A 23427-nucleotide genomic window follows, 5' to 3' on the forward strand; every position below is an offset into this window, starting at 1 on the left:
AAACTGATGGCTCGAACATTTTCGCAACACCAAATCTTTACCATTCTGGGTGTCGCTTGTGTACTTATTGCCTTATTTATGGTGATTAAAGGACGATAAAAAATATGAAGGGAGAGTTAAAATGAAAAAACTTTTAATAAAATTATTTAAAAAAGATAATTCAAAAGAAAAGATGCCATTAAAATTAAGAATTAAAAATTCTTTTAAAAAGCAGTGGTTAAAAATAGTATTAAGTATCATTTTCATTTTTATAAGCTTATTACTTTGTGTATTAACAGCAATCAATACTAAATGAATAGAATAACCGGAACAAGTAACGAATTTAATAATTTTATGAATGAACAAATGGTTAAATTCTTTGGCAAGTTCAATAGCGGTATTATGCTCGCAGGAATATTTGTTTTTTGATGAGGCGGAGCAATATATTTTGCAATTAAATTTGAAAAATTAATCCGCTTGATTATTCAAAAAATTAAAGCAAAAAGAGCTTTGAAAAATGAAATCAAACAAACTCATTAATTCTTTAAAAAAATATTGATGGAGAATTTTACCTTACATTTTTATGATTATTATCTTTTTCATTCCATTTTTAAAATTAGAAATTAATGATTTGAAATTATTATATGAAAAATTTGAAGCATTAATTTCACTTATGATACTAAGGTATTTAGATATATGCATGACAATTACAATAGCTGTAATTATAAATTGTGGTATTGAGTGACTTACTAAAAAAATCAAAACTAAAAGAACAATGAAAAATAAAATATTTTAAAAAGGAGTGATAAAAATGTTTATGAAAATATTTACCGTGTTAATTATTGGTTTCAATAACATTTTTACCATTCCCCAAAATATTAACAACGAGAAAACGGCAGTGCAATTAGTTAGAAATAAAAAAGAAACTCAATATAAAACATATGAATTAAAATTTTCAGAAATAAATAACAGTTATTTACAATCATTGTATAAAAAAGATAGTGACTCAGTATATATTAATATTTACTTAGTAAAAAAGCAATTACCTTTAGAAATAAAAAATTATGGAGAAAATACTAGAGGGTTTACTGTCTTTACCAATGAACCAGTATTTAAAGAAATTAAAGAAATTTATAATTATAAAAAAGAAAACAGCGCCCCAGAAGAAAGAGAATTTTTTGATAAAGATTTTCAAAAAACAAATATTGAATATTTTTATACTACTAAAAAAATTAAAGATGTAAAAATAACAATACAAGAATATAGTTATCCCGGTTCAAACAAATTTCATATTAAAAAATTTTTAGCAAAATTAGAAACTCCTAAACCAAGTAGGGGCGTTGATTTGCCAGAAACAACCACCAAATTTAATGGTAGCCATAACTATAACGATGTTGTTGATAATCTTGATTATTTAATGATTCATCGTGGTGATTTTGATAAATTTAATTATTCTTATCTTTATTGAACGCCAGTATTTAATTTCATTGACACCTTAGAAAAGGTTATTACAAAGAATTCACCATTAAAAACCACGGCTTTAAAGATGAAAGCTATTTTTATCATAAGACTTCTAGTAGTGAGAATGAAATTAATAAGAATGTTTTAAAAATGAAAGCTTTTAATAAAACCTTAATCGCAGGTAATGACTATTTACAATTTATTGCACAGTGAAAGTAAAATCTGAAAATACGGCACCGAAAAGACTAATGATTATTACATAATTAAGCATCTTTTTGGAACCTTAAATTATCTTAATGTTAAATTTTTAGTTTTTTGAGATTATTGCTGGTAATAATGGCCCACTAATAACTGTTGTTGTCGCCACTAGTTTTAATAACTTTTGCATATTCATTAATTTCATATATTTCATCTCATTGAAATGTAAATTTAGTCAACTATTTTTTAATTTATATTTTTTTCAGTGTAGCACATATTATTTTTATTTACTAATATTTGACTAATTTTTAAAAATAAATTTTTTAGGGATAATTGCTAACTTCCGTTTATGTTCAGTATTTTTGTGCATCATCTTAATTTTAGTAACAATATTATTATCTAACAATTTCTCTTGACCATTTAAAAAGTTATCTAACTCAACATAAGTTATCCCCATCTCTTTTTCATCAGTTTGCCCTGCTCATAAACCTGCTGATGGTTGCTGATTAATAATTTCTTGTGGAATATTTAATAACTTAGCAGCCGTATTTATTTGACTTTTTAATAAATGAATTAACGGTAAAATATCACAAGCACTATCACCATGTTTAGTAAAATAGCCTGTATATCATTCATCAAAGTTACTAGTGCTAACAACTAAATATTCATTTGCTTGTGCTAAGGCATATAAAGAAGTCATTCTTAGTCGTGGTTTACAATTAACTAATGCTTTTTGTTGTAATGGTGATGATGATGATGATAAAGCATCGTGTCAATTAAAGTTATTTTGTAATTCATTATAAGCTGACTCTAAATTAATAATTTGTAATTTTAAATCTAATGTAGCTACTAATTTTTTTACTAAAATTTCATCATTACTTGATGAATAGCACGGCATAAAAACAGCTAAATGGTTATCCAGCATTGCTTTTTTAACCAAAGCAATAGTAACAGCTGAATCAATACCACCAGATATACCAACAATTAATCCTTTAGCATTAGCTAATTTTACTTGTTCTTGTAATCATTGAACTAAATAATCTAAATATTTCTGTAATTCCATTAATTAATTAATATCCTTTCACTTAAAAATTTTCGTCAAGTCATTGCAACTCATAATCAAAAATTTTAATTGTATCTCCTTTTTGAATGCCTTTTTTAACGAGAATTTTAAAAACTCCTAAATCTTGTAACTTTTGATTAAACAATAATAAATTATCATGTGTTGTTAATGGAAATTTGTGATAAATGCGATGCACACTAGAACCAATTACTTTTCAATGACCATTTCCTAAATTTTCAACAACGACTTCTTCATTTGTTGGTGTAAAACGATATATTGTTGATGCCATTTCTGGTTTTAATTCTGGTATTTTTTTAATAGTTTGCAATTGCCTATGAATAACATGAACTAATGATTCAATGCCTTCTCTAGTTCAAGCAGAAATTGGGTAAACTTTTTGTTTAATTTGCTTACTAAAAAGTTCTAAATTACGAAAAGCATCAACTTGATCCATTTTACTAGCAACAACTATTTGTTGCTTATTTTCTAATCGTAAATTATAATCTTTAATTTCTTTTTGAATCACTAAATAATTATCATAAGCATTGGGTAAACTAATATCAATAAGATGAACTAATAACCGGCATCGTTCAATATGTCGTAAAAATTCATATCCTAAACCTTTTCTTAAACTAGCACCAGCAATTAATCCTGGTAAATCAGCAACTACAAAAGAAAAGTTTTGATGTTTAACTACACCTAATTGCGGGGTTAAAGTTGTAAAAGGAAAATCACCAATTTGTGGTTTAGCATGAGAAATAGTTCCTAATAAAGTAGACTTCCCGGCATTAGGCATACCTATAATTCCAACATCAGCTAATAATTTTAATTCACAAGTAATTTCTTTTTCATCACCTAAATCACCACGAGTAAATATTGTTGGGGCGCGATTTCTGGAATTAGCAAAACGACTATTTCCTTTACCACCACGACCACCATTTGCAACAATAACTTCTTGTTTGTTAGTAACAACATCATCAATTTCTTCTTTATTTAAAACATCATAAATAATAGTTCCTAAGGGAACGCTAATATAAGTATTTTTAGCATTTTTACCATGCATATTTTTATGTTGTCCATTTTCACCATCAATACCTTTAATTTCTTTTTGATAGTTTAATTCTAATAATGTATTTATTCCCTCATCGCCAATAAAAACAATGCTCCCGCCATTACCGCCGTCACCACCAGCCGGCCCGCCTTTTGGAACATATAATTCACGACGAAAAGCAACAGCGCCATCACCACCCTTGCCGGCCTTAACTTTAATTGTAATCTTATCAATAAATTTCATTCATACCACCCTAGTCTTTTAAAAAAATCAAATCAGTAAAATTTTAACATAAAAAATGTTTTCTTTTTAAAGGATAATTTACGGACGCATAAAGTTTTGTTAGGTAGGTAAAGATTTAAATAGTTTTGAAAGAAAAACAATCACAATTTAATTATCATTTTATTTAAAAAATAAGTAACAAAACAAAATATTTAATATTAACAAACAAAATCTCAATAAAAGGTTATAAAAACTAAGCAAAATACTTATAAAAAAACATTAAAATAAGTTTTTACAACAGAAATCACACATAAGAAATATGTGCTTAATTTGCATGTTGAAATAATTTATAGTAAATGATTATTTTTTCTTTCTCTAAAAATACCTAAGAAAACTAAAAGCGTCCAATTAAATAAAGATATTAAAACAAATTTAAGAAAGGCGAGTAATTATTTCAGTAATAATAAGCATGGTATTCATCATCAAAATTTAGAATGAAATATCGGTTTTAGCATTGAAAGTGATGTGTCACATTTGGTAAAACAACAATTAGGATATGGGGCAAGAATATATCATCATAAGAATTTAAATAACCTATTACATTTAAGAATGGCAAATTTAAACAAATTAAATGTACTACATTATATTAATGAAAATATTAATTCAGAAATAGAAATCAGAAAAGAAATATATAAAAATTCATTGTGAAATAAATATAATAATAAAAATGATGATAGTTGAATTAGTAAAGGTAACATTGTATATACAAATAAATATATTACATTTAAGTAAGTAAAAATATTAGTTAAAATTTAATAAAATTAATAATTTTTTATTTTGTAAAAATTCAATAATATGATAAAATGGTAACGAATAAAAATGACAATAACAAGAAAGGCAGGGTTAGTTTAGTACTTAAATAATATAATTAGCTGATTGTTTTACTTTTTCAAAGCAATACCTAAGAAAACTAAACGCAACCATTAAATAAATAACATTAGAATAAAGAAATATATTTAAAATAAACTATAGTGGTGGAGCGTAATTTTGTGAAGGAAAAAAATAGTAATTTATTATTAGTTGACATAAAAAATTTAAGTAAAAAATATCGTCAAAAATGAGCTTTACAAGATATTAATTTACAAATTTATTGTGGCGAACGAATTGGTTTAATCGGCGCTAATGGTAGTGGCAAATCAACAATTTCAGAAATTATTGTGGGAATAAGTAAGCCAACAACAGGAGTGGTTTGAAAAAAGTCAGAATTAGTTATTGGAATTCAGTTTCAAGATTTTAAATATCCTATGGATATTACTGTTTTAGATATGATTCAATATTACTTAGAAACTTTTAATATTAAATATAATCATGATGATTTAGAAAATTTATTAAAAACATATCAATTAGATGATATTAAGAAAAAACAAATTAATTCTTTATCTGGGGGCCAACAACAAAGATTAAATATTTTATTAGCAGTTATTCATAAACCGCAATTAATTATTTTAGATGAAGTATCAACAGGTTTAGATATTGAAGTTCGTGAAGATATTTTTGAATTTTTAGAAGAAAATATTGTTAAGAAAAATGTAACGATGATTTTAGTAACTCATATTATGAGTGAAATAGAAAAGTTTTGTGAAAAAATCATTTTTTTACATAATGGTTTAATTAAAGAACAAATTACTGTTAAAGAAGTTATTGAACAATATGGTACAGTCGCTGAATATACAAAGGTAAAATTTAAATTTTATAAAGAACAAGATAAAAATAATTTCTTCGGGCCTGTCCAAAATTCTGTGTCTCGATAATTCATTCTGAATTATACTTAAACGAAGGAGAACAGAAAATGACAAAAAAAAATAAAAAAAGAACCTGATGCAATTGATAAAGTTGTGGATTATTTTTTAGAAAATATTGATAATCCACAAGATTTATTTAAAGGCAAGACTATTTTTCAGGAATTTACCAGAAAATTAACTGAAAGAATGTTAAATGCAGAAATTAAAGATCATCTTGAAACAGATGATAACTATAACAAAAGAAATGGCAACACACAAAAAACCATTATTACTAAAAATGGTTCAATTGCAATTGATGTACCAAGAGATCGAAACAGTACTTTTGAACCAGTAATTATTCCGAAAAGACAAAGAAGATTTGATAACTTTGATCAAAAAGTAATTTCATTATATGCAGAAAGAATGACAATTTTTGATATAAAAGCACAATTACAAAAATTCTATTACGGAACAGAAATTTCATAAAGTTTAATTAGTCAAATAACTGATGATGTTATTGAAGAAATTAAAGTGTGACAAAACAAACCTTTAGAGAAGATTTATCCGATTGTTTATTTTGATTGTATTGTTGTTAAAGTAAAACAAGATAAACGAATAATAAACAAAGCGGTATATCTAGTATATCTTTCCTTAGGAATTAATATAAATGGCTTAAAAGATATTTTAGGAATGTAAATTAGTGAAAATGAGGGAGCCAAATTTTGACTGAATAATCTTACGGAAATGAAAAATCGCGGATTACAAGATATTCTTGTTGCTTGTAGTGATAATTTAACAGGAATGTCTGACACAATAGAAGCTGTTTTTCCAAAAACACAACATCAATTATGTATTGTTCATCAAATTCGTAATAGTTTAAAATTTGTTCCTTACAAAGACCGTAAACTGGTAGCTAATGATTTAAAATCAATTTATACAGCAATTAATGAAGATACAGCCTTACTTGCTTTAGACAATTTTGCTGAAAAGTGAGATAAAAAATACCCCCAAATTACTAAATCATGAAAAAATAACTGAAATAATTTAATAATTTTTCTTGAATATCCTCAAGAATTTAGAAGAATTATTTATACAACTAATAGAATAGAGTCTGTTAATAGTCAATTAAGAAAAGTCGTTAAAAATAAAAAGATTTTTCCTAATGATTTATCAGTTTTTAAAATATTTTATTTAGTATTTCAAAATATGACTAAAAAATGAACAATGCCAATTCAAAATTGGGGTAGTGCAATTTCACATTTAATGATAAAATTTGAGGACAGAGTGAATTTAAGTTAATTACTTAGATTAGAGACACAGTTAATTGTACAATCCCAATTCTTTCTTTAATGATTGATAATGGAAGGAAAAAAAATAATGTTCAATAACTTACTGACAGAAAAAAGATTATTTAAAAGTTTTTTTAAACTTTTAATTCGTTATTATTCTCGCGGATATATGGCCATTAGTTATTTAATTTTTTTTCCTTTAATGATATTAATAATTTATTTTGTTGTTTTTTCCGGTGAATTGCCTAATGTTGATGATGAATTTTTATTAAGCAAAATAAAAAATATGATTGCCGGGGCATTAATGATTCAAGTAATGATTATTGGGTTTCAAATTATTTCAGAAAAAATTATTGAATTTCGTAATTCAATAATTATTAAACATTTTGGATCAATTAATATGAAACCCAGAACTTTTTTCTTAACTGTTATTTTATTTGGTTGTATTTTAAGTTTGTTTACAATTTTAATAACATTATTTTGAACTATCATTATTTTTGAACGTCAATTTAATATTAGTGAACTTTTAAGTTTTATTAATTTACCAGTTATTGGTTATTTAATATTTTCTATTATTATTAGTATTAGTTTTGGAGTTTTATTAGCAACATTTTTTAAAACTCAAAAACAACATATGTTAATTTCTAATGCTTTATTTTTACCAATGATGCTTTTTAGTGGTGTATTTTTATCAAATTTAAATTTTGATAAGAATTTAATTTTTAAGATTTTTAGTTATTTATTAATTTTTAAATATCCAAGTAGTCTATTAATGAATAATATTGCTAATAATAGTATTTTATCCAACACAAATTTTATTATTAATATTTTAGTTTCTAGTGCCTTGCCTTTAGTATTTATTGGCATTGCAATTAAATGGTGAAAATGATATGAATAATAATTTTCGTTCTGGTTTTATTGCCATTGTTGGTGAACCAAATGTTGGCAAATCTACTTTATTAAATACTTTAATGTTAAAAAAAATTGCTATTGTTAGTAATAAACCACAAACAACAAGAAATCGAATTCAAGGAATTTTGACTATTGATGATTATCAAATAATTTTTATTGATAGTCCAGGAATTCATAAATCTACTAATGAATTAGGAAAAAGTTTAAATCGGGTGGCAATGCAAAGTACTAAAGGTGTTGAAGGTATTTTATGATTAGTTAATAGTTATGAAGAAATTTCATTAACACATCAATATATATATAAGTCTTTGCAGGAACGAGAAGTACCAATTTTTTTAGGATTGACAAAAATTGATTTAATTACTTCTGAGCAATTAGAGCAAAAAATTAAATTATGAAATGAACGATTTAATGTTCAAGAAATTATTGGTATTAGTTGTTTAAAAAATATTAATATTAGTTTTTTATTAAATAAGCTGATGATGACATTACCGCTTGGGCCGCAGTATTTTCCTAAAAATATGTTTCAAGATCAACAAGAAGATTTTTTTGTTAAAGAAATTATTCGTGAGAAAATTCTCTTATTAACTCATCAAGAAGTACCACATGGTGTTGCAATTTTAATTGAGGAATTTAAAAAAGAAAGAACAAAAAAAATTATTCGTGTAATCGCCACTATTGTTGTTGAAAGAGATTCGCAAAAAGGAATTTTAATTGGTAATGGTGGTAAAATGATTAAAAATATTGGTTCTCAAGCAAGAATTGAATTAGAAGAAATTTTTGCAACCCAATTTTATTTAGAATTATTCGTTAAAGTAATAAAAAAATGAAGAGATAGTCCCAACATATTAGCAAAATTAGGTTATGGTAAAAAATAAAGGAAATAAAGTGCATTGACAACAAAAATTTCGGGAATAATTGTTAATAAACAAGATTACCAATTGGTTGATGCTATTGTTAATATTTATACTATTAATGACATTATTGCTATTTATTGTCATGGGGTGCGAAAAATTACTTCTAAAAATCAAGCATTTTTACAATTATTTAATTATTGTGAATTTGAATTATTTTTTGCTTATAGTAAAAATAAAATGCATTGATTAAAAACCGAAGTTATTCTTGAAACATTCCCTAATATTCATAATAACTATGAACGCTTAATAGTCACTAATTATTTAGTTAAGCTTTATAGTGAACTTACTGAAGATACTAATATTATTTTTAATGAATTATTAGTTATTTTACAAAGTATTAATAATGATAAAAATGAAGTTAAAAAACTTTTCTGTTTTTTAACTTTTAAAGTGTTAAAACTTTTAAGATTATAATTGCAACTAAACCATTGTAGCATTTGTAAAAGTAATAAGAATATTAAAATAATAAATTGATCAGCTGGTGGGTTTGTTTGTCGTGGTTGTTTTAAAAACGAACAACAAATATTTCCAATTTAACTTTTACAAGCACTATATGAATTAAATCATGAACCGGAATTTGAATAATGAGAGATTAATCAAAATGATTTATATGTTCTAATTCCATTTTATTATGAATATCTAAGCGAGCGCGGAGTTTTAAGTTGTCAATCTTTAAAACCGATTAAAGAAAAATGAATTTTATCATCACTCTTTAAATAAAGAGTGATTTTTTTAAAAAGAAATTAATTTGTTATTTTGTTAATTAAATTTTGAAAGGAGTGATATTAGATTAATAATCCCCAATTAATTAGTGAAAATCATCGTACCACTGTTAGTTATTTTAATAATAATGATTCTAGTTTACGATATAATCAGATTATATTTTTACCAGATTTTAAGCTTTATTTTGTTCCTTTAATGCATCCTGCTGAATTAGGAAATTCTTATGTCTTAACATTTTATTTAACTGTTTTAAAAGGTAAAAATAACGATGATGATAATTTAACAAAACTTTATGGCATCCATAAATTTGATAATTTACAGTTTTCTTTTAATGTTAATGAGAATTATGAAAATAAAGGGCGCCGGGCAATTGTGCCAGATATTGTGTGGTAACCCGTTGATTTAACAATTCCTAATGATGGCACAGCGTATTCATTTTCATGGAATATAACCAGAATTATCGAATGATTTTATTCAATTATAAATAGCAGATTTTGAAATACCATATTCATTAATAATTTCAATAATGCTTTTCCCGTTTTGATAAAGCATGACAATTTGTTTTTTAAATTCATCTGTATATGAATTTTTGCCCATTTTTATATTCCTACTTTCTTAATAATTTTATCTTATTTTGAAAGTCCACATAAATATGGTCCAACTTATTGTAACCTATCCATTTTGCTTATTAGCAAAAGAAAAAAGCAAACATATTAGAACAAAAATTTAAACAAATTCCATAAAATAAACTAGTTAAATTAAACAATGATATCGGTTTAATAAAATTTAATTTAAACCAACACACACTTCTTATAGGAACAACCGGGGGCGGTAAAACAACAACGCTATTACAAATTATAAAATAATTAAGAGTTAAATTCCGTGAAACTACAATTATTATTGATGGGAAAGGTGATATTGATTTGATTAACAAAGTTAAAAAACTTGACCACAATGCCTTTATTTGAAAAATAAATGGGATAACTGAATATAATCCATTTGCCAATAAAGATAAAGTTATTTTAGCAGATAAGATGATGTCATTATTTGAGTTTTATGAACAATATTATCAAAATTTACCTCATAATTATTTGTTATTATTACTTGATATATTATTAGCAAATAATATTGCTATTACTTTCGATAATTTAGTTAATTATTTTTCTATAAAAAAATTAGAAAAATTATTAAATTTTAATAGTGATAAAATTTCATTATTATCTAATTTTGAAGAAAAAGAAATCAATAGTCTTTATAATCAATTAAATGTTTATAATACCCAATTAAACGATAGTTTAGGAAAAAATAACAGCTTAATCTAGACCTAATTAGTAATCATAAAACGATTTTTATTTAGTATTAATTCGTTGATGTATCCAAAACTGGCGGGCAGGGTTGGAAAAATAATTATCCAAGACTTAAAAGAATTAACCGCTCTAAAACCAATTAATCAAAAAATTAATATTGTTTTAGATGAATTTAATGTTTTTGCAAGTGAAACCGTTATCAACCTAATTAATAAATCACGGGCATTTAATTATCAGTGTTTTTTGTCATTTCAAACAATCAATGACTTAAAAACAAATAACATGAACTTAGTTGATACGATTTTTGGTAATGTCAACAATATTATTTGTCATAATATCAAAGACCCCAATACAGCTGAATACATTGCCAGTGTTTTTGGCACTAAGGAAACCGAAAAACTAACTCGGCAAATTGATTTTTAAAATAGCGCCACCAATATGAGGTTGGTGCGGGCGGTTGATGAATTTATTGTTCATCCGAACGACCTTAAAACCCTTAAAATTGGTGAATGCTATTTTAAAACCACTATTCCAAGTGGCAAATTGTTTATTAAAAAAATTCAAATTTTGTTCATTAATTAAATACTAAATCTTTTTTAAACTTATGGTACAATTATTACGAATAAAAAAAGATTTATTAGTCATCAACTACTAAACCCTATCAATGGGTTTGTATAATTATAGCACATTATGAATTTGTGTGAATAGGTTTTAAAAAAGGGGGGTGTAGAGACTATATACATATGACAAGATTTTGGTTTTTACAAGTTTGCTGTTAATTAATAAATAAATATTAGCTCATTTATTTATTACAAGAAATATAAGGTTAAATTAATATTTATTATTTTTAGTTGTGCCTTATATTTTTTTGTGCCTCGATATTAATAAATTAAGCTAATTAGTAAACGAATTTTACTAACAAATTCTGTTAAACATAAATGTTTAAAAAAATAAATATTTAACTTAGTTATTTAACTAAGTTAAATATAACTTAGCTTAATATAACTAAATATATTTTGTAAGGGGGGGGTGTATGTGAGAAATATTGAAAATATTTTCTTAAATATTAAAAAATATCTTTTAAAAAAACACAAAACGCAATTTTTATTAAAGCACCAGAAATTCCGTGATTTAGTAATCCTATTGGTATTTGATTTTCAAAGCGATTTGTTTATAAAGAAAAATATTAAAATTCTATTTGTATTGGAATAATTAAAAATGGTGAGTATCAGTTGGTTTTAGTTAATAAGAAAGGGCAGGAGTCTAATTTGATTATAGGACAAGAATTGTTAAATTTTTTTATTGCTGAAAAAGAGAACGATAAAAAGGATGTAAGTTTTAATTATTTTAAAAATTAATTTTAAAGGTGTTTTAAGGTGCCTTAAGAATAAAGGTAAATAAAAAAACTCCGCAAAACATCTTGGTTGATGTTTATAGTGGTGAAGCGGCGCGGAAAGCGTATGCTCCATGCCCCCTCCGCCCGCTAGTTATGGATGAGTTGAGTTATTTTAACTAAGTTATTGCAATTTATTTGATTTGGTGTAGTAAAAAATAATTTTGGAGTTTTAGAAATGAAAATGTGAGTTAGTGCGGATAAACCACCTAAAAATTATTGTCGAAAGTTTATATATTCTATTAATAAAAAAACTGGATTAGAACAAAAATTTTGAGCGTCTAAATCTGCAGTTGAATCTGTTAGAACTGATTTAGTCGGTGATAATTGACTTTGTGTTGATATTGCATATTAAAAGATTAGAAAATTAAGGAGAAAAGAAAGATGAGTATATTTGGATTAGTATTTTTTACGATTTTAACATTATTACTAGCATATTATATTGCGGTTAATATTTATCGGTTTTTTAAAGATAAAAAGAAATATGGTAGTGAAGCAAAACAGTTGCCAAAAGATTTTACTTATGCACAACGAATATTTATTGCGAAGTTTAAGTGAAGTTTATTAGAACAAGATGAAAAAGAAATTAAAAATTAGGTTTAGAAAATGTTTAAAAAAATAATTATTGAGTTAATTGAATTAATTTATCCAACCGCTGATTTACCGCCCTAAGTTGTATTTTTGTTTTCAATTTTAATAATTGTAATGCTGTTTTCGACCATTATTTTTCTACTCTTTTGACCTTTTAAGCGGTAATTATTATGTTTTTAGTTGCTTGAAAAGATTTAGATTGAGAAATGACAAAATTGTATTTTTGGGATTTATTTATTCAAATTAAAGTTGTTCCGGCGCGATTTTCTGGTAAAGAAATTGATTTGACCAAAGAACTACTTTGACTTTTAATAGCGAATATTGCCTTTTGAATGGTATTAGTGTTCATCGTCTTATTTATGGTTATTTTATTTTATAAGGTTAAATCATATTTTGTTTAGAAAGAGGAAGTGATTGTATGATTAGAACTTTCTTAACAGAAGTGTGACTACGCCAACAGCTGTTAATGGTGTGAACAAGCGGCGGTTACGGTTACTAACTTATGAAAAGCATTAATTAAAGCGTTTGGTAATATTTGAACTGATATTATTGGTGGTAATATGCCAAATGTTGTTAATTTCTTTGCTACATATTGAGTTTTCTTGCTTGGCGTGATTATTGGTTTATTTTTAATCGCTTTCAAAATGTTTGAAAAATTAATGCTTGGCAGATAGTAATAAAAATAAAGAAAGTGTGATTTAAGTGATGCTATTGTTTAAAAAAATAAATTTAAGATTATATGATTTTGTGGCTTTAAATCGCACTTTATTTATTATTGCGTGATTTTATGGTGCGATTTTACATTATTATAATCCCCAAAGTTGACGAATGTTATTTGATATTATTTATTTATTAATTGCTTTGTATATTTTATATACTAAAATTTCTCATTTTTTGCGCGTCGTAGTTTTATTAATTTCTTATTAAATTCACCCTTAAATTTAGTAATTGGTGCTTTGGGCACCGGAAAAACCGCTTTAATGGTTTTAGCTTCTTACTTATTAAGTGGTTGAAAAACGATTTCTACTTTTCCGATTACCAATAAACAAATGCTTTCATTAGGACATATATCTTTATTAGATTATAATTATCCAATTTTAGATGAAAAATCATTATTACTTTGAGATGAAACTAATTTATTTCTTGAATGTACTGACTATAAAGAAAATGATAAGATAACCCAAGGTTTACAAGAATATTTTGCTTCGGCTCGACAATTTACCCATATCGTATTAGCGAGCGGACAACGAGCCGAACATATATGAGTTAAAGTTCGTGATATTGCGAATTCAATAATTGTTGGCATTAGAAAAAAACCAGTTAGTATCTTTCGTCCTTATTTACAAGTTATTTATGGCACTTTTAAATCGGTAAGCGAATACGAACAATGACGATTAACTCTAATTAATGCAAAAAATGATAAAAAAGGTCGTAAAATCAAGTATCGTAGCATTCCGGAATTAGACATTTATTTCTTTAAATTGAAAATTCCGATGTCAATTTTAAATCTTTATGATAATAAATATTTATCATTCTTGCGCGAATTAAATAATCGTGCTTTGAATGATAATTATCAACATAAATTTTGAAATGATAATGTAATGGATATTGAAGCAATAGAATACTTAAAAATGGAAAAATTCAGTAAGATACTTACTAAGTTAAAAAATAATCTGAAGAAGAAAAACAAGTAAAGGAGTTTAAAAAATGGAAAACTTAGAAAAAATGGCTAGTTTGATTGGCGATATGTTTTATAAAGTTTTTGATTTAATTTGAACTTTAACCATTCCGGAAACAGATATTCGTATTATTATTTTTCCGCTAATTATGCTTGTGATAAATCTTGTAATTGGTGATATTTTAGGAATTCATATGGAACAACCAAAAGTTGGTTTTCGTAAAAAATACCAAAAATCAGTTGCTAATTGAGGAACTAAGAAACAATCATTTAGTGGGGGCGGGCGGGGACGCATAAAGTTTTGTTAGGTAGGAAAAGATTTAAATAATTTTGAAAGAAAAACAATCACAATTTAATTATCATTTTATTTGGAAAATAAATAATAAAACAAAATATTTAATATCAACAAACGTAATCTCAATAAAAGGTTATAAAACCTAAAGAAAACGCTTATAAAAACAACATCAAAATAAGTTTTTACAACAAAAATCATACATAAGAAATATATACTTAATTTGAATATTAAAATAATTTATAGTAAATGATTATTTTTTCTTTTTTAAAAAATACCTAAGAAAACTAAAACGCGATCTTATGAGCATTTTGCACTATAGCACAGACATATGTTAGTTTCAAGAGGTTTTTAAAAGTTTATTTAAAAAATTGAATGGGGTGTCTTTTATTGTTCAATGATTCATTTGAAAGTTATAAAAGTAATAATATTCATTTAAATGAATTTGTAATTCATTAGTATTAAATCTTTTGATATTATCTAACAATAATAAATTATTATAGTTCTTATGAAATCTTTCTATCTTACCATTACTTTGTGGTGAACGAATTGGAGTAGTTTCGTGTATTATCTTATTATCTTTTAAATATTTACTAAAAGGTCTTTCTTTTATCTTATATTCATTTTTATTACTTCAGTTAGTAGTAGTAAATTCAGGAGCATTATCAGTTCTAATTCGTTTAATTTCTATTCCAAACTTCTTAAAATCATATATTGCTCTTTGTACAGCATTAATCGCATTATTAGTTCCTAAACTATCATAAACATAACCAAATACTATTCTTGTCTTTTCATCAATAAAGTCATAAACATACATATTTTTTTCTACCGGATATTTTGACTCGGGAAAGTGTTTAGCATCCATTTGTATTAATCCAATTTCTTTAACTTCATAACGATTGATAATAACGCTTGTTTTCCTTAATTTTTTGTCTAATTTTATCATAGCGAGGGTCATTTTTAATTCAACGATAAAATGTTCTGATATTTCTTGGTAAATCATATTTATGGGCGTCATGCTCGCCTCTAAGGAGATTATTATATAGTGACCAAACACCGTCGGCTTTAATATTTTTGTATTTGTAAAATAAATCACATACTTTTTTTACGACTCTCAATGTTAAATTGATAATGGGGGTTTAACGGTTTTGTTGATTTAATTATTAAATTATCAAAATCATTTGCATAATAACCATTAATAATTTTTTTAGCTCAACGATAAAAAGTTATATCAATATTGTGAAAGTGTTTTTTAATTAATGATTTTAAAGTATTTTTTTCGGTATAAAATTGTTTGCATAGGTTTAAATAATTATTAATTCGTTTTTTAGTTTTATGATAATTTTTATCTCGGTAAAAACTTTTTAATCAGCATTGTAAGCGTGCTTCTAAATCTGATAATTGATTTTCAGCAATAATATACTTCATTTTTTATAAACCTGCTTTCTATTTAATTGTTTTTGTTAATTTGATTTGATTATAATCAACCGTTATTTGTAAATTTATTAAATTTTTTCATATTTTAATGCCTTAAAAAGCAGAAATTTTTGTTTGTCAGTGTATAAAATAAATTCCAAGGTAAGTAGATTTTAGAATAAGATTTGGAGAAAGGAAGTGGTGTTGTAAATTTTATTAATTAGTAAAAATTAATGAAAGGAATTTGATTAATATGAAAAAATTACTAGGAATCTTAGGAACTATAACAATAACTGGAGGCGGAATGCCCGTCATTGTTGGTAATGTGCCGACTTCAGCAAAAAATGAAGTTAATTATCAACAAAAAAATAATTTAGAAAGTTTAAACAGAATAAAAAGAACTATTGAAGAAATAATGAAAATTATTTGAACTGATGATTGACATATTTCAGCATTAGCAGTTGAATAAGCACAATAATGTTTATTATTTTGGTAGTGAAAAGAATGTATATGTTCTTAAAAACGGCACAACACAACACCAGTAAAAATAAATGGTTATACTAGCATAGCAATACTTCTAATTTGTTTGTTGGAAAAGCCTCAACAGAAATTAATACAACAGTCGAAACCGGGGGAGAATATGGGTCTTCAGAAAAAAACTTTAAGTAATAAAATGGATTTTTCAAATAGCGGAACAAATGAACATAAAGAAACCTTAGAGGCAGAATTACCCTCGCAAGAAATTGAAGTTAACCCAAATCAAAATATTAAGGTTACTTCTTCATTAGATGAAGTTTTAGCACAAGTAATATTAAAGTTAACACAAAATATTATTGGAGAAATTAATGCAGAAATAATAAATGAAAATAACGAAAAAACTATATTTGAAATTTCAATTAAAGAAATTATGCAAAAATTAAAACAATATAATCTTTTATCACAAGAAATTACTATAAATAATGATGATAGTATAACTTTTAACGGAAATGAAAATAGGTCATTAAAACAAGGATTTGATGGTAATATTGAGTTTCGTGAAGTAAAATAAAACTGAAAAAATATTATTAATTTTAAAGAATAATTGATTTAATAGTAATTAAAATAACAAGTTAAAAAATAAGAAAAATATCAAACCAGTAATTTTAGTTAATTACTGGTTTTTTAAATCGTTTTGTCATTAATAGTAATTTTAATAGTGTTTAAATTTAGTTATTAAATATTTGACCTTCAATTTTTGTTATTATTTGTGTTCAAGTAGGATTTTTTAATATTGTTACTTTTAGATTAACGATTTCCTTTTTTTGAATATTACCGTTTTCAATTTTTTCATACTTGATATTAAAGTTGAGTTTTGTAAGTTCATCAAGAATATTTTCGTTTTTTACGTAGTAATTATCTATTATGCTATGTATTGTCCTTTCGTTAATTGGCGATATTTTATTAATTTTTATTCAGTTTGGCATATTTATTGGTCATTGTTGTGTATGTATATATAAATTTCATTTTATATCAGTATTAGGATTTTTTCATCTATTTTTTACTAAGTAAACAAATCCTTTTTTTTAAGTTTAATTCATATGTTTCATTTTTATTAGATAATATTGTTTTATTTTCTTTTTTAGAACATCCGACTATTGGTAATGTTGTTAGTCCTAAAATAGCTATTATATTTAAAATTTTCATTATTTTAATTCCTTTATTACTTTATTTTTTCAATATATATATATATATATTACAAGAAAATCCTTAATATCATTAGAAAGATGGCAAAACCAATTAAAAATTGAAAGGTATAGTAAAAAGCTGGCACGGTTTTAAAGATCGGAAAAATGGCAGTTGAAAAGTTAACTGTTGCTTTCGCAATAATTGCTAATGGCCGTAAAATCGTAATGACTTGTGAGGCAGTAAGAATTCAGTTAATCATTTTGATACTAGCATTTTGAATGGCACAACCAATATCATTAAATGTGGGCATTCATCGTCCGGAATATTTGCAATTTACTGGTGGAATTAAGTCATCTCATTCTGAATTGGTTGAACCATCAGGAATAAAGGCTGTGGAATTTAAGACATTAAAGTCATAAATTTTAAAATTGTAATTAGAGATATTACCTTTGTGATAAAGTGGAAAAGTTAAGGTAAAAATATTAATACCATAGCGAATATCGATGTCGGTGTTAAGATAATTAACACTATTAGCAGTCTTGTTAGTTGGTAAGGTAATGAGTTTGTTATCATAAGATTTAAGCACATTAAATTCAATTTGATAGATACTGTTATTATTTTTAATAGCATTATAGTTCTCTTGATGCGTTTTTTTATCAAAAGTAAAAAAATAACTTCTTAGTAATAATTCCAAATTACCAGTAACATTGATTAAATATTTTTTGGGATAAAAGGTAATTAATGAACGATAAAAGAAACCGATTTGAATAAAGTAATCTTTGTTGTGATTATCTACGCCCTTAAAATCAATTTGGGTATAAGTTTTTTCGTCCATATCAAAAGTCGCATAAAATAAACTGGCAAAGAAGTTACCAAGGATTTCATAGATTTCGTCAAAAACATTTTTGTAATCGCCATTGTTAATACTAGGAATATTATTTTTAAAATATAGGTAAATGTCACTTCGTAAGTCGGGGATCGTATCTCAAAAAACTAAATCTAACATTGAGGTAATTTAAGGCACCAAAAAGATACTTAATTAAGTAATAATCGTTAGAGCCCGCAGTCTCATATTTTCAGATTTCCTTTTCACCGTGTAGCAATTGTAAATACTTATTTCCAGTAATTAGAGTTTTGTTAAATGCTTTAATTTTCAAAACATTCTCATTTACTATATTTTTATCACTAGAAGTTTTATGATAAAAATAGCTTTCATCTTTAAAGCCATGGTTTTTAATGGTAAATTCTTTATAATAACCTTTTTCTAAGGTGTCAATGAAATTAAATACTGGTGTTCAATAAAGATAAGAGTAATTAAATTTATCAAAATCACCACGGTGAATCATTAAATAATCAAGGTTATCAATAACATCACTATAGTTATGGTTACCGTCAAAATTAGTTATTGTTGTGGGTAATTCAATATCAGTTGATTTTCTTATTTGACCTTCAATTTTTGTTATTATTTGTGTTCAAGTAGGATTTTTTAATATTGTTACTTTTAGATTAACGATTTCCTTTTTTTGAATATTACCATTTTCAATTTTTTCATACTTGATATTAAAGTTGAGTTTTGTAAGTTCATCAAGAATATTTTCGTTTTTTACGTAGTAATTATCTATTATGCTATGTATTGTCCTTTCGTTAATTGGCGATATTTTATTAATTTTTATTCAGTTTGGCATATTTATTGGTCATTGTTGTGTATGTATATATAAATTTCATTTTATATCAGTATTAGGATTTTTTCATCTATTTTTTACTAAGTAAACAAATCCTTTTTTTAAGTTTAATTCATATGTTTCTTTTCTTTCTCTTTTATTTCTAATTAGTTGTGATGTTGTTTTGTCGTTTTTAATGTTTTGGGGAATGGTAAAAATGTTATTGAAACTAATAATTAACACGGTAAATATTTTCATAAACATTTTTATCACTCCTTTTTAAAATATTTTATTTTTCGTTGTTCTTTTGGTTTTGATTTTTTAATATAAAACGAATTAAACAGTTTACTATTTCTGTTATGGTTACTCATATTAAGGAATAACCTATAATCATTAACTTATCAATTGCTCTAATATCTTTTTAAAAAATTAATGAGTTTGTTTAGTTTCATTTTTCAAGGCTCTTTTTACTTTAATTTTTTGAATAATCAAGCGGATTAGTTTTTCAAATTTAATTGCAAAATATATTGCTCCGCCTCATCAAAAAACAAATATTCCTGCTAGCATAATACCACTATTGAATTTACCAAAGATTTTAACCATCTCTTCATTCATAAAATCATTAAATTCTTTTCTTGTTCCGGTTATTCATTTAGTATCGATTACTGTAAGTGCACAAATTAATAAACTTATAAAGATGAAAATGATACTTAATATTATTTTTAACCACTGTTTTTTAAAAGAATTTTTAATTCTTAATTTTAAAGGCGTTTTTTCTTTTGAATTGTCTTTTTTAAATAATTTTCCTAAAATTTTTTTCATTTTAATTCTCCCTTCATATTTTTTATCGTCCTTTAATCACAATAAATAAAGCAACAAGTACACAAGTAACACCAAGAATGATAAACGATTGGATGTTGCGAAAATGTTCGTGCCATTGGTTTAAATAATTCTAAAATTGTTAAATTGCTAGTAATAAACTTTTGGAAATTGGCAAGCCTTTCGCTAATATAGTTTGTTAAAGTGTCAAAATGACTACCAGCTAATAGTTCAAGAACAGTTATTAAGATAAAAATAATAATTAGTTTAAACATTGTTAGTTACCTTGTTTTGTTTTTATTGGTTTTATTTGTTTTTAGCTTTTCATCACGCACTTAATCGACCTTTATTTTTAACCCCGTATTGGCGTTGTTTTTTCAAATTAACTTGTTGACTACCAAATCCAAGAATAATTGCCATAAGAAATTCTACAGCCAGTGTTAAGAATAAAAGAAATATTAATTGAATTTTCGTTCCTGGTACTTCAAGACTTCAAATTAAATCAAAAACTTTATAAAGCATTTGGGCGAGAAAGTCGGCCATTTTTGCGAGATTTTCTATTTTTTATTGTTCCTTTTCTTTCATTTTTCTTAAAAATTTGCTAAATTTATTCATTTTTAAGTATTCTAAGTCAAGTCTTCTAAATCAATTGCCGTGTCATTATTATAGTATTTATCTTCATAGTCAGGATTTACTTTTGCATTTAAGTAATCTCTTAAAAACGCTAGGTAAAAAGAATTGTAAGTGTTTAATATCGGTAAAGGAATTTTTAGTTTAAAAAAATAAATATCAAGTTCAGGAATATCGCGATATTTAATGCGACGACCCTTTTTACTATTTTTAGCATCAATTAAGGTGTTTCGTCAGCGTTCATATTCTTCAATGCTCGTAAACGTACCATAAATGACTTTTAAGTAGGGACGAAAAATATTAACGGGTTTTTTACGAATGCCCACAATCACATTATTGGCAATATCACGAACTTTAACTCAAATATGTTTATCTCTTTGACCACTAGCGAGAACAATATGACCAAAATGGCGTGCCAGAGCGAAATATTCTTGAATACCGGTTTCTTCGTTTTTGGTATTATTTTTTTCCCAATCCGTTCCTTCTAAAAATAAATTGGTTTCATCTCATAACAGTAAGGTTTTGTCTGGTAATACCGGATAATCAAAGTCTAACAATCCCATATGTCCTAAAATTAATTTTTGGGTTTCTAGTAATGGAAAGGTTGATGCGATATGATATTTTTTCTTTTTTAGTAATTTTGATGCGTATACTAGAAAGGCAGTTTTTCCAGTTCCTAATGAACCAATCACAATATTTAATGGTGAATTTTTTAAGAAATTAATAACTTTGTTAATTTGTGTTAAATTACTGATTTTAAAAAGAAAAATTAAAATACAATCTGCTAAAAATAAATAGCTTACAATGTTTTTAAAATAACCGTTGTAAATATATCAAATTGCTCCGCAATGTCATAAAATTAAAAATGAGGTGCGATTCAATTCAATAAAATGGTTATTTTTTTCTATTATTCATTTGCAAAATTTCATCTTGCGCCTCACTTTATTTTTTTGTTAGCGTACCGCTCCAAGTAATTTTTCAAACATTTTAAAGCAAATAAAGAATATTGCCAAAATAAATGGAAAAATGAATATTCAGTAGTCAGCAAAGAAGTTACCGACTTGTGGCATATTAACAGCAATAATTTCTCACATTTTAGTAAACGCCGTTATAATTGCGTTTCACAATTTAGTCATCGCGTCACCAGCTGTTATTTTTTCTACTGTTGCTGGTGTATCGGCCAAAAAAGTTTCAATCATATAATCACCCCCCCTTTCTTTTTAAAACATTCATCATTTATATTCAAAGTTTTTCTTAAATTTGTTAAACCCACAATTAGCCTTAACACGATTGTATTTTTTTCTAATTAATTTTGAATTTCTTTGGGAATACATTACAATGTAACTTCTTGACATTAATTTTGCCTCTATCTAAATACTGATATGGTTTTTCAAAGTAGCATTTAGAATAAATCACACCATAATCGCTGTTAAAAATCAAAAAGCAATGTTTGCTATTAAAAGTCAAAGTGGTGCTTCGATTAATTTAATTTCTTCGCCACCACTAATATGAGCTGGAATAGTTGTAATTTGAATAAATAAATCTCAGAAAGTTTGTTTAATTTGTTCTCAATCAAATTCTTTTAAGTTTATTGTCATTTTTTATCTCCCAAAAATCATTTTTATTGGTAAATACATAATTGAAATTAAGGCGAAAAGAAAAGTAATGATAATAATTAATCCGGCAATAAAAGCAACTTGTGCAGGCATTTTTTCTATCGGAACAAACAGTTTTAAGAATTCCATAATAATTTCTCAAAACATTATTTTTTATTCTCATTATTTTCTTTTGAATTAGGAGCTTTAACTCATTCCTCAAAGCGAGCAATAAACACTTTTTCGTCTTTTGTGAAATTACCAGTATTATTTTTAATGACATTTTTATATTTAATTCTAATTTTTATTTTGGCATAAATTTTATAAACAAAATATGCCAATAGCATTATGCAAATGATAATAAATATTATTCCAATCTCAATATTCATTTTTAAACTCCTTTAAAATAATTATAATTTATATCTTTTTTGTTGTTTTCTTTTTCGGCAATGAAAAAACCTAATAATTCTTGTCCCTTAATTAATTTGGTTTCTTTTTCTTTTTGATTAATCGAAATTACTTGATATTTACTATCTTTTATTATTCCAATGCAAATTGAATTTTCGTATTTTCCTTTATAAACAAATCGCTTTGGAAACCAAATACCGATTTGTTCATTAAATCATGGAATTTTAGGTGTTTTAATTAAAATTGCATTTCGGGTTTCTTTTAAGAGATATTTTTTAGTATTTAAGAAAATGTTTTCAATGTTTTTCATAGTAAATTACCTTTCTTATTTGTTATAAACTAAGTTATTTAACTAAGTTTTTTAAACATTTATATA

General features: G+C 25.3%; 37 protein-coding genes and 1 pseudogene. 20 read left to right on the plus strand and 18 right to left on the minus strand.

Going from position 1 to position 23427, the window contains the following annotated elements:
• The first annotated feature begins 121 nt into the window (after positions 1 to 121).
• The 3 genes from AACK93_RS02400 to AACK93_RS02410 all read left to right on the plus strand — a co-directional run bounded on the left by AACK93_RS02400 (position 122) and on the right by AACK93_RS02410 (position 1588).
• Positions 122 to 304, plus strand: a complete 183-nt coding sequence (locus AACK93_RS02400; RefSeq protein ID WP_339025021.1) for a hypothetical protein — start codon at positions 122 to 124, stop codon at positions 302 to 304.
• Positions 292 to 519 (plus strand): hypothetical protein, encoded by a 228-nt coding sequence (locus tag AACK93_RS02405; RefSeq protein ID WP_339025023.1) that lies wholly within the window; start codon positions 292 to 294, stop codon positions 517 to 519. The genes AACK93_RS02400 and AACK93_RS02405 overlap by 13 nt, the downstream gene beginning before the upstream one ends.
• A 271-nt stretch (positions 520 to 790) precedes the next feature.
• Positions 791 to 1588 (plus strand): hypothetical protein, encoded by a 798-nt coding sequence (locus tag AACK93_RS02410; protein WP_339025025.1) that lies wholly within the window; start codon positions 791 to 793, stop codon positions 1586 to 1588.
• Between the two features lie 351 nt (positions 1589 to 1939).
• Here AACK93_RS02410 and nadE read toward each other — a convergent pair whose 3' ends face one another.
• The gene (gene nadE / locus AACK93_RS02415; protein ID WP_339025027.1) at positions 1940 to 2701 is read right to left on the minus strand and encodes an NAD(+) synthase; all 762 of its coding nucleotides are present in this window, start codon (positions 2699 to 2701) and stop codon (positions 1940 to 1942) included.
• A gap of 22 nt (positions 2702 to 2723) precedes the next feature.
• Positions 2724 to 3995 carry a GTPase ObgE gene (obgE, locus tag AACK93_RS02420; RefSeq protein ID WP_339025028.1) on the minus strand — a complete coding sequence of 424 codons (1272 nt, stop codon included), beginning with the start codon at positions 3993 to 3995 and terminating at the stop codon, positions 2724 to 2726.
• Positions 3996 to 4304: 309 nt separating this feature from the next.
• On the opposite strand from obgE, the gene AACK93_RS02425 reads away from it, so the two are divergent.
• From AACK93_RS02425 to AACK93_RS02455, 7 genes and pseudogenes are all read left to right on the plus strand, one after another.
• Positions 4305 to 4766: a hypothetical protein gene (locus tag AACK93_RS02425; RefSeq protein WP_339025029.1), complete on the plus strand. Its 462-nt coding sequence runs from the start codon at positions 4305 to 4307 to the stop codon at positions 4764 to 4766.
• Between the two features lie 257 nt (positions 4767 to 5023).
• Positions 5024 to 5785: an ABC transporter ATP-binding protein gene (locus AACK93_RS02430; RefSeq protein ID WP_339025030.1), complete on the plus strand. Its 762-nt coding sequence runs from the start codon at positions 5024 to 5026 to the stop codon at positions 5783 to 5785.
• Positions 5786 to 5869: 84 nt separating this feature from the next.
• Positions 5870 to 7054: pseudogene (locus AACK93_RS02435) on the plus strand (IS256 family transposase).
• A 78-nt stretch (positions 7055 to 7132) separates the two neighbouring features.
• Entirely contained in the window at positions 7133 to 7942 is an 810-nt protein-coding gene (locus tag AACK93_RS02440) for an ABC transporter permease (RefSeq protein WP_339025032.1), read from the plus strand.
• Positions 7935 to 8834 (plus strand): GTPase Era, encoded by a 900-nt coding sequence (gene era, locus AACK93_RS02445; RefSeq protein WP_339025034.1) that lies wholly within the window; start codon positions 7935 to 7937, stop codon positions 8832 to 8834. Before AACK93_RS02440 ends, era begins: the two co-directional genes overlap by 8 nt.
• 15 nt (positions 8835 to 8849) lie before the next feature.
• Positions 8850 to 9287, plus strand: coding sequence for a DNA repair protein RecO (gene recO / locus AACK93_RS02450; protein ID WP_339025036.1), 438 nt, complete (start codon positions 8850 to 8852; stop codon positions 9285 to 9287).
• A 504-nt stretch (positions 9288 to 9791) separates the two neighbouring features.
• A complete protein-coding gene (locus tag AACK93_RS02455) occupies positions 9792 to 9989 on the plus strand; it encodes a hypothetical protein (RefSeq protein ID WP_339025038.1) in 198 nt (65 codons plus the stop codon).
• A gap of 9 nt (positions 9990 to 9998) precedes the next feature.
• On the opposite strand, the gene AACK93_RS02460 is transcribed toward AACK93_RS02455, so the two are convergent.
• Entirely contained in the window at positions 9999 to 10193 is a 195-nt protein-coding gene (locus AACK93_RS02460) for a helix-turn-helix domain-containing protein (RefSeq protein ID WP_339025040.1), read from the minus strand.
• Positions 10194 to 10519: 326 nt separating this feature from the next.
• Between AACK93_RS02460 and AACK93_RS02465 the strand changes: the two genes are divergently transcribed.
• The 5 genes from AACK93_RS02465 to AACK93_RS02485 all read left to right on the plus strand — a co-directional run bounded on the left by AACK93_RS02465 (position 10520) and on the right by AACK93_RS02485 (position 12893).
• Complete coding sequence (locus AACK93_RS02465) at positions 10520 to 10918, plus strand: hypothetical protein (protein ID WP_339025042.1); 399 nt, start codon at positions 10520 to 10522, stop codon at positions 10916 to 10918.
• A 48-nt stretch (positions 10919 to 10966) separates the two neighbouring features.
• On the plus strand, positions 10967 to 11326 hold the full coding sequence (locus tag AACK93_RS02470; RefSeq protein ID WP_339025044.1) for a TraM recognition domain-containing protein: 360 nt from the start codon (positions 10967 to 10969) through the stop codon (positions 11324 to 11326).
• 612 nt (positions 11327 to 11938) lie between these two features.
• The gene (locus AACK93_RS02475) at positions 11939 to 12115 is read left to right on the plus strand and encodes a hypothetical protein (RefSeq protein WP_339025046.1); all 177 of its coding nucleotides are present in this window, start codon (positions 11939 to 11941) and stop codon (positions 12113 to 12115) included.
• A gap of 281 nt (positions 12116 to 12396) precedes the next feature.
• Positions 12397 to 12651 (plus strand): hypothetical protein, encoded by a 255-nt coding sequence (locus AACK93_RS02480; RefSeq protein ID WP_339025047.1) that lies wholly within the window; start codon positions 12397 to 12399, stop codon positions 12649 to 12651.
• 29 nt (positions 12652 to 12680) lie between these two features.
• A complete protein-coding gene (locus tag AACK93_RS02485; protein WP_339024120.1) occupies positions 12681 to 12893 on the plus strand; it encodes a hypothetical protein in 213 nt (70 codons plus the stop codon).
• Between the two features lie 148 nt (positions 12894 to 13041).
• Here AACK93_RS02485 and AACK93_RS02490 read toward each other — a convergent pair whose 3' ends face one another.
• Complete coding sequence (locus tag AACK93_RS02490; RefSeq protein ID WP_339025048.1) at positions 13042 to 13236, minus strand: hypothetical protein; 195 nt, start codon at positions 13234 to 13236, stop codon at positions 13042 to 13044.
• A 356-nt stretch (positions 13237 to 13592) separates the two neighbouring features.
• Between AACK93_RS02490 and AACK93_RS02495 the strand changes: the two genes are divergently transcribed.
• From AACK93_RS02495 to AACK93_RS02505, 3 genes are read left to right on the plus strand one after another with little or no spacing between them, the layout of a single operon-like run.
• Positions 13593 to 13814: a hypothetical protein gene (locus AACK93_RS02495; RefSeq protein WP_339025049.1), complete on the plus strand. Its 222-nt coding sequence runs from the start codon at positions 13593 to 13595 to the stop codon at positions 13812 to 13814.
• A gap of 29 nt (positions 13815 to 13843) precedes the next feature.
• The gene (locus tag AACK93_RS02500) at positions 13844 to 14581 is read left to right on the plus strand and encodes a hypothetical protein (RefSeq protein ID WP_339025051.1); all 738 of its coding nucleotides are present in this window, start codon (positions 13844 to 13846) and stop codon (positions 14579 to 14581) included.
• Between the two features lie 13 nt (positions 14582 to 14594).
• Positions 14595 to 14873: a hypothetical protein gene (locus AACK93_RS02505; RefSeq protein ID WP_339025054.1), complete on the plus strand. Its 279-nt coding sequence runs from the start codon at positions 14595 to 14597 to the stop codon at positions 14871 to 14873.
• 318 nt (positions 14874 to 15191) lie between these two features.
• Here AACK93_RS02505 and AACK93_RS02510 read toward each other — a convergent pair whose 3' ends face one another.
• Positions 15192 to 15875 (minus strand): DDE-type integrase/transposase/recombinase, encoded by a 684-nt coding sequence (locus AACK93_RS02510; RefSeq protein ID WP_339025056.1) that lies wholly within the window; start codon positions 15873 to 15875, stop codon positions 15192 to 15194.
• Between the two features lie 47 nt (positions 15876 to 15922).
• Positions 15923 to 16285 (minus strand): hypothetical protein, encoded by a 363-nt coding sequence (locus tag AACK93_RS02515; RefSeq protein WP_339025057.1) that lies wholly within the window; start codon positions 16283 to 16285, stop codon positions 15923 to 15925.
• A gap of 241 nt (positions 16286 to 16526) precedes the next feature.
• On the opposite strand from AACK93_RS02515, the gene AACK93_RS02520 reads away from it, so the two are divergent.
• Together AACK93_RS02520 and AACK93_RS02525 are read left to right on the plus strand one after the other, a co-directional pair.
• The gene (locus tag AACK93_RS02520) at positions 16527 to 16742 is read left to right on the plus strand and encodes a hypothetical protein (protein WP_339025058.1); all 216 of its coding nucleotides are present in this window, start codon (positions 16527 to 16529) and stop codon (positions 16740 to 16742) included.
• Between the two features lie 171 nt (positions 16743 to 16913).
• On the plus strand, positions 16914 to 17321 hold the full coding sequence (locus AACK93_RS02525; protein ID WP_339025059.1) for an ETX/MTX2 family pore-forming toxin: 408 nt from the start codon (positions 16914 to 16916) through the stop codon (positions 17319 to 17321).
• Between the two features lie 157 nt (positions 17322 to 17478).
• Here AACK93_RS02525 and AACK93_RS02530 read toward each other — a convergent pair whose 3' ends face one another.
• The 12 genes from AACK93_RS02530 to AACK93_RS02585 form a co-directional block, all read right to left on the minus strand.
• On the minus strand, positions 17479 to 17736 hold the full coding sequence (locus AACK93_RS02530) for a hypothetical protein (protein ID WP_339025061.1): 258 nt from the start codon (positions 17734 to 17736) through the stop codon (positions 17479 to 17481).
• 269 nt (positions 17737 to 18005) lie between these two features.
• Positions 18006 to 18944 carry a hypothetical protein gene (locus AACK93_RS02535; RefSeq protein ID WP_339025063.1) on the minus strand — a complete coding sequence of 313 codons (939 nt, stop codon included), beginning with the start codon at positions 18942 to 18944 and terminating at the stop codon, positions 18006 to 18008.
• The gene (locus AACK93_RS02540) at positions 18880 to 19863 is read right to left on the minus strand and encodes a hypothetical protein (RefSeq protein ID WP_339025065.1); all 984 of its coding nucleotides are present in this window, start codon (positions 19861 to 19863) and stop codon (positions 18880 to 18882) included. Before AACK93_RS02540 ends, AACK93_RS02535 begins: the two co-directional genes overlap by 65 nt.
• A gap of 165 nt (positions 19864 to 20028) precedes the next feature.
• A complete protein-coding gene (locus AACK93_RS02545) occupies positions 20029 to 20421 on the minus strand; it encodes a hypothetical protein (RefSeq protein WP_339025066.1) in 393 nt (130 codons plus the stop codon).
• Positions 20422 to 20453: 32 nt separating this feature from the next.
• On the minus strand, positions 20454 to 20693 hold the full coding sequence (locus tag AACK93_RS02550) for a hypothetical protein (RefSeq protein WP_339025067.1): 240 nt from the start codon (positions 20691 to 20693) through the stop codon (positions 20454 to 20456).
• 31 nt (positions 20694 to 20724) lie between these two features.
• On the minus strand, positions 20725 to 20961 hold the full coding sequence (locus AACK93_RS02555; protein WP_339025069.1) for a hypothetical protein: 237 nt from the start codon (positions 20959 to 20961) through the stop codon (positions 20725 to 20727).
• An 83-nt stretch (positions 20962 to 21044) separates the two neighbouring features.
• Positions 21045 to 21977 (minus strand): hypothetical protein, encoded by a 933-nt coding sequence (locus AACK93_RS02560; RefSeq protein ID WP_339025070.1) that lies wholly within the window; start codon positions 21975 to 21977, stop codon positions 21045 to 21047.
• A 24-nt stretch (positions 21978 to 22001) separates the two neighbouring features.
• Positions 22002 to 22247 (minus strand): hypothetical protein, encoded by a 246-nt coding sequence (locus AACK93_RS02565; protein ID WP_339025072.1) that lies wholly within the window; start codon positions 22245 to 22247, stop codon positions 22002 to 22004.
• Positions 22248 to 22418: 171 nt separating this feature from the next.
• Positions 22419 to 22646 (minus strand): hypothetical protein, encoded by a 228-nt coding sequence (locus tag AACK93_RS02570; RefSeq protein ID WP_339025074.1) that lies wholly within the window; start codon positions 22644 to 22646, stop codon positions 22419 to 22421.
• A gap of 3 nt (positions 22647 to 22649) precedes the next feature.
• Positions 22650 to 22811 (minus strand): hypothetical protein, encoded by a 162-nt coding sequence (locus AACK93_RS02575; RefSeq protein ID WP_338982040.1) that lies wholly within the window; start codon positions 22809 to 22811, stop codon positions 22650 to 22652.
• Complete coding sequence (locus AACK93_RS02580) at positions 22811 to 23032, minus strand: hypothetical protein (protein ID WP_339025076.1); 222 nt, start codon at positions 23030 to 23032, stop codon at positions 22811 to 22813. The genes AACK93_RS02575 and AACK93_RS02580 overlap by 1 nt, the downstream gene beginning before the upstream one ends.
• Before the next feature lie 2 nt (positions 23033 to 23034).
• Positions 23035 to 23361, minus strand: a complete 327-nt coding sequence (locus AACK93_RS02585) for a hypothetical protein (RefSeq protein ID WP_339025078.1) — start codon at positions 23359 to 23361, stop codon at positions 23035 to 23037.
• Positions 23362 to 23427 lie beyond the last annotated feature (66 nt).

Source organism: Spiroplasma endosymbiont of Agriotes lineatus (genome assembly GCF_964019485.1).
Classification (GTDB): domain Bacteria; phylum Bacillota_I; class Bacilli_A; order Mycoplasmatales; family Nriv7; genus Nriv7.